The following is a 9,861-nucleotide window of genomic DNA, read 5'->3' on the forward strand; positions in this document are numbered from 1 at the left end:
ATTTCAGCGTGTTGTCCAACCGGTCCGTCAAAAATGGCAGAAGATGAATGACGGTCTGCGGCTACGAGGCCGCAAGGCGGGCCTAGATACAATTAGTGGAACCCTGGTGCCCCGAAAGCTGCCAAGGCAAGCGCATCGGGCCGGGTTCGCGGATATCGTGAAAAAAGGCCACTCCGTCGCAAAGCATGATGTTTTCCATCAGCGCATGGCCACCGCTTCATTGCATGTGAGCACGAAAAGCGCTGGCGGGGAAATCTTTGCAGAGCATGAGCGAATCGTCACGGCGCTGAGAGCACAAACGACGCCTGACCTTGCCGAACGTCGCGAACTCCGCAATTACGAGCGGCCGAAGCCATGTCAGCCGCTCTATGGTGAAAGCGCAGGCTCGCAAAAGGCCCGTCCATTCTGACGGAGTTTAGCGCGTATACAGCGCAGCACCTGGGCACCGGAATGGGCTAAAGACGAGCGCCCGTATTTTCCTCGAAGAAGGATGCCTTTTTGACATCCGCCGTGACCGAAACCGGCTCGCCGACGTCACAGTGTTCTTCCTGGCTCAGCCGGTGCGAAAGCGTGATGCCATCGAAATCCGACCAGGCCAGAATATCGCTGCCCATCGGCTCAACGAGAGACACGGTTCCGCTCCATGCAGCCTCGCCCGCATGGGCGAGCCGCAAATGCTCAGGACGCAGTCCCAATGTCGCCTTCTGCCCGTCCTGGACCGGTTCAACGAAGGGATAAGCGCTGACATCGAGCGAAAAATTGCCCGACTTGAAGGCGATGCCGCCGTTCTCCGTGGCAAAAGCGCCGGCAATCTTGTTCATCGCCGGCGAACCGAGGAAGGTGCCGACAAATTCGTTGGCCGGCTTGTTATAGACATTGAGCGGCGTGTCGAGCTGCTGAATGATGCCGTCCTTCATCACCGCGATCCGGTCGGCAAGCGTCAATGCCTCGATCTGGTCGTGGGTCACGTAGATCATGGTTGAGCCGAGCGCCTTGTGCAATTTCTTGATTTCAAGACGCAACTCGGCGCGCAGCTTGGCGTCGAGGTTGGAAAGCGGCTCGTCGAACAGGAAGATGTCGGCGTCACGGACAAGCGCGCGGCCGATGGCGACGCGTTGCCGCTGACCGCCCGAAAGCGCCGACGGCTTGCGGTCGAGCAGATGGGTGATCTGCAGCAGTTCGGCCGCCCATTTCACCTTCTTTTCGATCTCGGCTTTCGGCACACCGGCAATCTTCAGGCCGAAGGACATGTTCCGCTCGACGCTCATCGTCGGATAGAGCGCATAGGACTGGAACACCATGCCGATGCCGCGGTCCTTGGGGTCGACCCAGGTTACGTCCTTGTCGTTGAAGTGGATCTTGCCGCCGCTGACATCGGTCAGCCCGCCAATGGCGTTCAAAAGCGTGGACTTGCCGCAGCCCGAGGGACCGAGCAGAACCAGAAACTCGCCATCCTTGATTTCAAGGTCGAGGCTTTTGACGACATGCACGCTGCCGTAGCGAATGTCGAGATTTTCAATGGCTACAGAACTCATGGGACTTATCCTTTCACGGCGCCGGAGGCGATGCCGCGCACGAACCAGCGGCCGGAAACCAGATAGACGACAAGCGGGACCAGCGAGGTCAGGATGGTTGCCGCCATGTTGACGTTGTAGGCGCGCTCGCCCGTGGTCGTGTTGACGATGTTGTTGAGCTGGACGGTCATCGGCAGGTTGTCTCTGCCGGCAAAGACCAGGCCGAGCAGAAAGTCGTTCCAGATCGCGGTGACCTGCATGATGACGGCAACGATTGTGATCGGAACCGACATCGGCAGGATGATCGCGAAGAAGATCTTCCAGAACCCGGCGCCGTCGATACGGGCCGCTTTGAACAGCTCCATCGGCAGGCCCATGTAATAGTTGCGGAACAGCAGCGTCATCACCGGCATGCCGAAGATGATGTGGGTCAGCACGATGCCCGGCAGCGAGCCATAGATGCCGGCCTGGGCATAAAAGCGCACCAGCGGATAAATGAACACCTGATAGGGAATGAACGAACCCATCAGCAGGCAGGCAAACAGCACATTCGCCCCCTTCACCCGCCAGAAAGACAGGGCGTAGCCGTTGACCGCGCCGAACAGGATCGAGAGGATGACGCTCGGGATCAGGATCTTGACCGAGTTGAAGAAGCCCACCTGAAGGCCGGTGCAGTCGAGACCGGTGCAGGCGCTCGTCCACGCCTTGATCCAGGCGTCGAGCGAAAAGTTCTGGGGCAGTGCAAAGATCAGCCCGAGACGGATTTCGTCCATGCTTTTGAACGACGTGACAAGCATCACATAGAGCGGCAGCAGGAAGAACAGCGCGACGAAAAACAAAAATCCGTAGACGCCGAAGCGTCCCCAGACGTGCTCGGCCTTGACCGGGCGTTTCGCGACGGATGGCGCAGTCATGATGCCCTCCCGTTCTTGCGGAAATACTGGGAATAGAGAACCGGCACCATGATCAGCAGAACGGTGATCAGCAGCACGGTCGAGGCGGCGGTGGCAAGGCCGATATTGGCGCGCTCGAACAGGTTATCCATGATGAATTTGGCCGGCACCTCACTCGCCGTTCCGGGTCCGCCATTGGTCATGGCCACGACGACGTCGTACATCTTGACGATCGAGATCGACAGCAGCACCAGCGATGTGATGATCATCGGCCGGAGCATGGGCAGAATGATGGAGAGGTAAACGCGCCATGGCGGAATACCGTCGATGCGGGTCGCCGACCAGATCTGGGTGTCGATGCCGCGAAGGCCAGCCAGGATCAGCGCCATGACCAGCCCGGAACCGTGCCAGACCGTTGCCAGAATGATCGCGTAGAGCACCTTGTCCGGGTTGACCGTCCAGTCGAGCACGAAATTCGGGAAGCCGAGGTCGCGCATGGTCGCCTGGATGCCGAGATCCGGATTGAGGATCCATTGCCAGATCAGGCCCGCGACAACGAAGGACATCGCATAGGGATAAAGGAAAACCGTCCTGAACAGGCTTTCCGCGCGTACATTCTGGTCGATGAAGATGGCCAGAAGCGTGCCAAGCACAAAGCAGATCAGCAGGAAAAAGAAGGCGATAATCGCCAGGTTTTCCAGAGACGTGATCCAGCGTGAGGTTTCAAAAAGCCTCGTATACTGGGCAAAGCCGACAAAGTCGTCCTTCGGCAGAAGCCGTGAGCTGGAAAACGAAAGCCGGACGGACCAGAGCATCGTTCCCAGATAGGCGAAGATGACGACGACGGCCATCGGCAGCAAGGCGATATAGGCAAACAGGTTGCGCCTGATATGCCGGGTGAAGGCGGCGGCGTGCAACGGAACCTCCCTTGAAAACGGGAAGGAGACATCGTGCCCCCTTCCCGCTTTGTTGTTCCCGATTGAATGGATCAGCCGTTGAGGGCCTGCTCGAAGCGATCGACAGCCTCATCGACAGACATGTCGGTGTTCCACAGTTCGGTCACGACATCCTGGACCGAGCCATAGATGTATTCGGCCATCATCTGCGAAGCGTCCGGCGCCTGACGGCTCGGATCCGACATGATTTCAAGACCAAGCTGGGCGCAGGCGTCGAGCTTGCTTTCGTCAACGTCGGAGCGGATCGGGATCGAGCCCTTGAGGTTGTTGAACGCGACCTGGGTTTCCGGATCCGTCATGACCTCGACGAGCAGGCGCTGTGCCTTGACCTGTTCGTCATCGTCTGTCTTGGGGAAGACGAAGACGTCGCCGCCGAGGACATAGGGAGAATCCGGACGAAGGCCGGGCAGGCAGCCATAGTCTGTGCCGATTTCCTTGCCGGCCTGCTTGAACTCACCCTTGGCCCAGTCGCCCATGACCTGGAAACCAGCTTCGTCATTGATCAGCATGGCGGTGGTGTCGTTCCAGTTCCGGCCCGGGGAAGCCGAATCGACATAGGGTTTCAGCGCGATGAAGGTTTCGATGACCTCGCGGAATTCCGGTGAATGAATGGCGCCTTCGTCCTTGTCGGCATAGACAGCCTCCCAGAGTTCGCCGCCGCCGACATTGGTCAGCATTGCCGAGAACAGGGAGTTTTCCTGCCAGCGCTGGCCGCCAAGCGCCAGCGGCGTGATGCCGGCTTCCTGAAGCTTGTCGAGTGCAGCGAAGAATTCGTCCATGCTTTCCGGTGGGTTTTCGATTCCCGCCGCGTTGAGCGCATCGATCGAGTACCAGATCCACAGCGGCATATGGATATTCACCGGCGCGGCATAGTATTTGCCGTCGATCTTCACGGCGTTGACGATCGGCTCGGGCAGGATCTGATCCCAGTTGTTCTCCGTCGCCACGGCATCAATATCGTTGAGCAGGCCTTCCTCGACGATCTCGTGATATTGCTGCGAGGTGTTGAACAGGGCGGCCGTGGAAGGATCGCCACCGATGATGCGGTTAATGGCGGCGCTGCGCGCGGCCGAACCGCCGGCAACGGCGCTGTCCTGCCAGTTGCCGCCGGCCTGATTGTAGGCGTCGGCAAAAACGCCGATTGCCGCGGATTCGCCGCCGGACGTCCACCAATGAATAACTTCGGCGTCAAGCGGCTCTTGCGCGTGCACAGCGCCGGCCATTGCCACAGTCAGCGCCAGAGCGGATGCGGCATTCTTCAAAATATACATGTGTCCTCCCCAAAAGGGTCATCTGAGGGACCATATGGTCCGGTCAAAAGCGATATCGATCTCAAAAGTGGGATCGGTTCCAAATACAATGGCAGGCACTTGATTTTGTCAATGGTTCCTGCAAAAAAAGATTCGCGCCTACCATTCGGGATGTTGTAATTGGCTGAAACACGTTGAATAATAATGCAATATGGCGAGGTGCTTCAGGTAACGGGCGGAGGGGAGTTCAGAAATGGCCACGGTGAAAGACGTCGCAAGATTGGCTGGCGTTGGATCGGGAACGGTCTCGCGCTACATTTCTGGAAACGGTTCCGTTTCCAAGAAATCGGCCGAGAAAATCGAGCGTGCCATCAAGCAGCTCAACTATCGTCCGAACAGCATGGCGCGGTCGCTGTCGTCACGCCGGTCCGATCTGATCGGTGTGTGGGTGCCCTCTCTCGAAGGGCCCTATTATCACATGATCATCCGTGCGGTTGAGCAGGAGCTGCGCCTTCACAACAAGCACATGATTCTTGCCAATGCCGAGGACGCCCGGTCCGATGCCGATCGTCGCGCCCACTTCGACTATCTGGTCAACCGCGATTGCGACGGTATTCTGATGTCCTGTTCGCTTCAGGGCACATTTGAGCTGGCGCGCACCTGCGAACACTTTGCCAATCTCGTGCTGCTCAACCATCAGGCCGATGCACTCGCCGGGCGGTGTTTCTTCATCGATCACGAACTGGGAGGCCGGCTGGCGGCGCGCCATCTTGTCGAGCTTGGCCACGAGAAGATCGCGGTGATCACCGGCCGGCTTTCAGCGCAGGACGCCCGTCAGCGCCACGATGGTTTCCTGGACGAAATGGCCAAGCTCGGCCGCTCGGTTCCGGAGGATTGCGTCGTCGAAGGTGCTTTCAGCTACGCCGCCGCCGAACGTCTGGTCAGCGCTTTTCTGGATATGAACCTCGATTTCACGGCCGTATTCTGCGGAAACGACAAGGTCGCCATGCTTTTGATTTCTGAACTGAACAATCGCGGCATTTCGGTGCCACGCGATGTTTCGGTTCTTGGTTATGACGATGTCGATTTCGCCGCCTATACCGCACCGCCTCTGAGCACCATCCACGCCCCGATCGACGAGATGGCCCGCTCGGCCTGCCGCCAACTGCTCAATCTCACCTACGACACCGACCTTCCCTTCCAGGAGCGGTTCGAGCCCTCGCTATGCGTCAGGCGCTCGACGGCTGCACTGGGTTTAGGGCCGAATGCAAACACCAACGCAACGAGAACAGGATGACTTCCTTTATCGAGAGCGGACGGCGCTTCCGTCTGAATGACCCAACACTGGCGCCCAACGCCGCAAGCTATCTCTGGAACCGCAAGATGATGATCCAGATGAGCGCACGCGGCTACGCCGTGAGCCAGTATATGGATCCCGAACCGCGCAAATACGCCCATGTTCCCACCATTGCCGCACAGACCTTCATGCAGCCGGAACAGGATTATTTCCCGCATCATCCCGGCCGGTTTTTCTATGTTCGAGACAATGACACCGGCGACCTGTTTTCGGCCCCTTACGAGCCGGTGCGTGCCAGGCTCGATCATTTCAGTTTCGAACCCGGCATTTCGGATATTCGCTGGGTGATCGAAAAAGATGGCGTGCGCGTTGAACTGCGGCTTGATCTCCCGGTCGCGGATGTCGCCGAAATCTGGTCGGTGCGGATCACCAACCTGACGGACGAGAAAAAGTCCCTTTCCCTCGTTCCGTTCTTTCCGGTCGGCTATTCGTCATGGATGAACCGCGGCGGCCATTTCGACGCCGATCTGAACGCCATCGTCTGCACCAGCGTGACGCCTTACCAGAAGGTGGAACAATACTTCAAAAACAAGCACCTGAAAGATATCACCTTTTTTGCCGCAGATCGAAAGCCCGACCATTTCGAGGTCGCACAGATTGCCTTCGAGGGCGAAGGCGGATTGCACAACCCGTCAGCCCTGCAGGATGGCGGGCATCTTGGGGGTGGAGACGCCAGCTACGAGAATCCGGCCGGCATCATGCAGTGGGATCTTTCTCTGGACGCCGGTGCGACCGAGGAATTTCGCTTTGTTTTCGGCCCGGCCTTCGACAAGGCCGAGATTGCGGCCCTGACGGAGAAGTATATCGAGGGCAGCCTTGAAACCGTCCGTCGGGACTATGACGACTACATTCGCGCCGGGCTCGGGTCGCTGGAAATCCACACACCCGACGATGACTTCGACCACTTCGTCAATTACTGGCTGCCGCGCCAGGTCTATTACCATGGCGACACCCATCGCCTGACCACCGATCCGCAGACCCGCAACTATCTGCAGGACGGACTCGGTATGATCTTCATCGCGCCGGAGCGGACGCGGGCTGCGATCCTCAGAACCGCCAGCCAGCAATTCTTCTCCGGCAAGGTGCCTGACGGGATTCTGCTGCGGCCCGATACCGAGCTGAAATATATCAATCAGATTCCGCATACCGATCATGCCGTCTGGCTGGTTATCGCCACCAAGGCCTATATCGACGAGACCGGTGACCGCGCAATTCTCGGTGAACGCGTCGCCTGGACCGACAGTGAAGAACAGGCAACGCTTTACGAACATGTGACGCGGGCGCTCCGTTTTCTCGCCGGCGAAGTCGATGAACGCAACCTGCCCTATATCGCCCAGGGGGACTGGTGCGACCCGATGAACATGGTCGGTTACAAGGGCAAGGGCGTTTCCGGTTGGCTGGCGGAAGCCGCAAGCTATGCGATGACGACTTGGGCCGGCATCTGCCGCACGGAAAACGACAACCACACCGCCGACTGGCTCGAGCAGGAATCCAAAAAGCTCAACGACAGCATCAATCGCTACCTCTGGGACGGAAAATGGTATGCCCGCGGCATCACCGATGATGGTATCGCCTTCGGCGTTCAGGCTGACACAGAAGGGCGGATCTATCTGAATGCCCAGAGCTGGGCCTTCCTGGCAGGCACAGCCGATCCGGAAAAACAGGCCAGCATGCTGCAAGCCATCGACAACCAGCTCGACACCCCCTATGGCGCCGCCATGTTCGCGCCCGCCTATGCGGCCATGCGCGATGATGTCGGCCGCGTAACCCAGAAATGGCCCGGCAACGGCGAAAACGGCGCGGTCTACAATCACGCAGCCGCCTTCTACGCCGCCTCGCTCTACCACATCAAAGAGAAGGAGCGCGGCTTTGCGGTGCTCTCCAAGATGCTGACGCGACCGGACACGCGGGACATCAAGACCCGGGGTCAACTGCCGCTCTATGTACCCAACTATTATCGCGGCGCCTACTATCAGCATCCGCGCACGGCCGGCCGCTCCAGCAATCTGTTCAACACCGGGACCGCCTCCTGGTACTACCGCTTGGTCATCGAGCAGCTATGCGGACTGCGCGGCGATGGCGACGGCGTGATCATCGATCCGCAGCCCCCGGGGGAGTGGGCGTCGTTCCGTTTCAGTCGGGTGTTCCGTGGTGCAACATTCGACGTCAGCATTGAAAAAGATGCTTCGTTGGCTAAGCCAACCATAACCGTCAACGCCGTTCTGCTTACGGAGAACAGACTGGAAGAGGTGGAACCCGGAAAAACCTACGCGGTCCTTGTTCGCCTCCCCGGCCAGTCGTGAAGCGATGGTTTTCGCAACAAAAGGCGCGCCATCGGACACGGCCTGGCCCTTGCCCCGTCGAACGAATCCATTTTTGAGGCAATCTCTGGCCCACTGAGAGGACCAGAGGTGGCAGTCAATGATCGCCGGTCGCTGGACTTCATGCCGGATCAGTTCAAGGCTGGCCGCAAGTTCCGGGTGCTGACCGTCGTCAATGACTGCGCCAGGGAATGCCTTGGCCTTGTCGCGGACAGATCGCTTTCCGGGCCGCGGGTTGCTCGTGAGCTGGACCAGATCATCCATGATGTGGCGTCGACGGGTCAGATCACACCTGAACGAGATTTTTCCGGCATGCAGTTTCGAGTGCGGTCAACCTTGATGCTAGGATTGAACCAAGGAGCGACAACGACTTAGCCGACGTCTCCACATCTCGATAGAATATTATCGACAACGGACGTAAGCGGTGCAGTGGCATCAATTGCCACCGCGTTCTTTGGAATGTCTTCTTTCGTGTGATGCAGCCGCTCAACCAATTCTCGTTCGGCTGGCTTTCCGCCAAACTCGTCTTCGGGCCGGTTCCCGAGTCGCCTCTTTAATGTCTTCAAGTCAACTTCGAGAACGAAAACGGTGTCAAACAGTTCGATAAACTGATGGAAATTTCTTGAGCCGCCGCAGAAGAAGGAGATGGCCTGGCTTCGTTCGGCCACCAAGGATCTGACTTTGTCGACATCCCAAATATGATGTTCGTGTCCAAATGCCACATCCAAATGGCTATGATTATGCGCAGAACTTTCCAGCGGCTCCCCCGTCTTGGGATTGCCTTGATATGCCAACTCGCGATCGCCGTGGATGACGTGGTAGCCACGCTTTTGCAGTTCGGTGGCAACCGAGGTCTTTCCAGTTCCGGAAACGCCTTCGATCAAATAGTTTCTGATACCCACTTTGCTTCCGTTCTCGGAACCTTCTGATCCGCAGCCATGTTTAAGTTTCCCTGTCGCCTTCGGCGCAGAGCAAATACGGTATACAAATCGCGCGCGACATTCAGATTTCCGTCGCTTTACAGTTCAAAGACGCTTTTTGGTGCAGAGGACCTGACCGTTTGAGTTCGTATTGAACCCATAGGTATCTATGGACTGCCCCGGCCAACTAGCACCGAATAATTCCACGGCAAGAGTTCATCGATCCGGCTCTGCTTGTGACCGTTGACGATAGCTGTGAGCGTGCTGGTCAGATAGGCTTGCGGAGCGACGGAATTGAGTTTGCAGGTCTCGATGAGAGAGGCGATTGCCGCCCAGTTTTCAGCTCCGGCTTCATGACCGGCGAAGAGAGCGTTTTTCCTGTTGAGCGCGATGGGTCTGATGGTTCGTTCGACGGTGTTGTTGTCGATCTCGATCCGCCCGTTGGTCAGGAACAGGCACAAGCCCTCCCAGGATTTGGCGATGTATTTCAGGGGCTCAGGTCACTACTGCATCTCGCGACGTGTGCATCGGTGCAAAGCAAAAACCCCGCCGGTGTGGCGGGGCTTTCGCAAGTAAAGTTGGTTGCGGGGGCAGGATTTGAACCTGCGGCCTTCAGGTTATGAGCCTGACGAGCTACCGGGCTGCTCCAC

At 58.1% G+C, this 9,861-nt stretch carries 8 protein-coding genes and 2 pseudogenes; 4 read left to right on the forward strand and 6 right to left on the reverse strand.

Annotation, left to right across the window (positions count from 1 at the left end; translation table 11 throughout):
- Positions 1 to 43 precede the first annotated feature (43 nt).
- Positions 44 to 409: a hypothetical protein gene (locus FF124_RS12920; protein ID WP_138748896.1), complete on the forward strand. Its 366-nt coding sequence runs from the start codon at positions 44 to 46 to the stop codon at positions 407 to 409.
- 46 nt (positions 410 to 455) lie between these two features.
- Here the strand turns inward: FF124_RS12920 and FF124_RS12925 are convergent, their stop codons facing one another.
- The 4 genes from FF124_RS12925 to FF124_RS12940 all read right to left on the reverse strand — a co-directional run bounded on the left by FF124_RS12925 (position 456) and on the right by FF124_RS12940 (position 4,634).
- Entirely contained in the window at positions 456 to 1,535 is a 1,080-nt protein-coding gene (locus tag FF124_RS12925; protein ID WP_138748897.1) for an ABC transporter ATP-binding protein, read from the reverse strand.
- A 5-nt stretch (positions 1,536 to 1,540) separates the two neighbouring features.
- Complete coding sequence (locus FF124_RS12930; RefSeq protein ID WP_210237464.1) at positions 1,541 to 2,428, reverse strand: carbohydrate ABC transporter permease; 888 nt, start codon at positions 2,426 to 2,428, stop codon at positions 1,541 to 1,543.
- Positions 2,425 to 3,258 carry a carbohydrate ABC transporter permease gene (locus FF124_RS12935; RefSeq protein WP_138748924.1) on the reverse strand — a complete coding sequence of 278 codons (834 nt, stop codon included), beginning with the start codon at positions 3,256 to 3,258 and terminating at the stop codon, positions 2,425 to 2,427. Before FF124_RS12935 ends, FF124_RS12930 begins: the two co-directional genes overlap by 4 nt.
- 137 nt (positions 3,259 to 3,395) lie before the next feature.
- The gene (locus tag FF124_RS12940) at positions 3,396 to 4,634 is read right to left on the reverse strand and encodes an ABC transporter substrate-binding protein (protein WP_138748898.1); all 1,239 of its coding nucleotides are present in this window, start codon (positions 4,632 to 4,634) and stop codon (positions 3,396 to 3,398) included.
- Positions 4,635 to 4,866: 232 nt separating this feature from the next.
- Between FF124_RS12940 and FF124_RS12945 the strand changes: the two genes are divergently transcribed.
- From FF124_RS12945 to FF124_RS20790, 3 genes and pseudogenes are all read left to right on the forward strand, one after another.
- Positions 4,867 to 5,910, forward strand: coding sequence for a LacI family DNA-binding transcriptional regulator (locus FF124_RS12945; RefSeq protein ID WP_138748899.1), 1,044 nt, complete (start codon positions 4,867 to 4,869; stop codon positions 5,908 to 5,910).
- On the forward strand, positions 5,907 to 8,273 hold the full coding sequence (locus FF124_RS12950) for a GH36-type glycosyl hydrolase domain-containing protein (RefSeq protein ID WP_138748900.1): 2,367 nt from the start codon (positions 5,907 to 5,909) through the stop codon (positions 8,271 to 8,273). Before FF124_RS12945 ends, FF124_RS12950 begins: the two co-directional genes overlap by 4 nt.
- 117 nt (positions 8,274 to 8,390) lie before the next feature.
- Positions 8,391 to 8,552: pseudogene (locus FF124_RS20790) on the forward strand (IS3 family transposase); the annotation flags it as partial.
- Between the two features lie 110 nt (positions 8,553 to 8,662).
- Here the strand turns inward: FF124_RS20790 and FF124_RS12960 are convergent.
- Together FF124_RS12960 and FF124_RS12965 are read right to left on the reverse strand one after the other, a co-directional pair.
- Positions 8,663 to 9,193, reverse strand: a complete 531-nt coding sequence (locus tag FF124_RS12960) for an AAA family ATPase (protein WP_138748901.1) — start codon at positions 9,191 to 9,193, stop codon at positions 8,663 to 8,665.
- A gap of 185 nt (positions 9,194 to 9,378) precedes the next feature.
- Positions 9,379 to 9,690: pseudogene (locus tag FF124_RS12965) on the reverse strand (transposase domain-containing protein); the annotation flags it as partial.
- Between the last annotated feature and the right edge of the window lie 171 nt (positions 9,691 to 9,861).

The sequence above is a fragment of the Martelella lutilitoris genome (genome assembly GCF_005924265.1).
Taxonomy (GTDB): domain Bacteria; phylum Pseudomonadota; class Alphaproteobacteria; order Rhizobiales; family Rhizobiaceae; genus Martelella; species Martelella lutilitoris.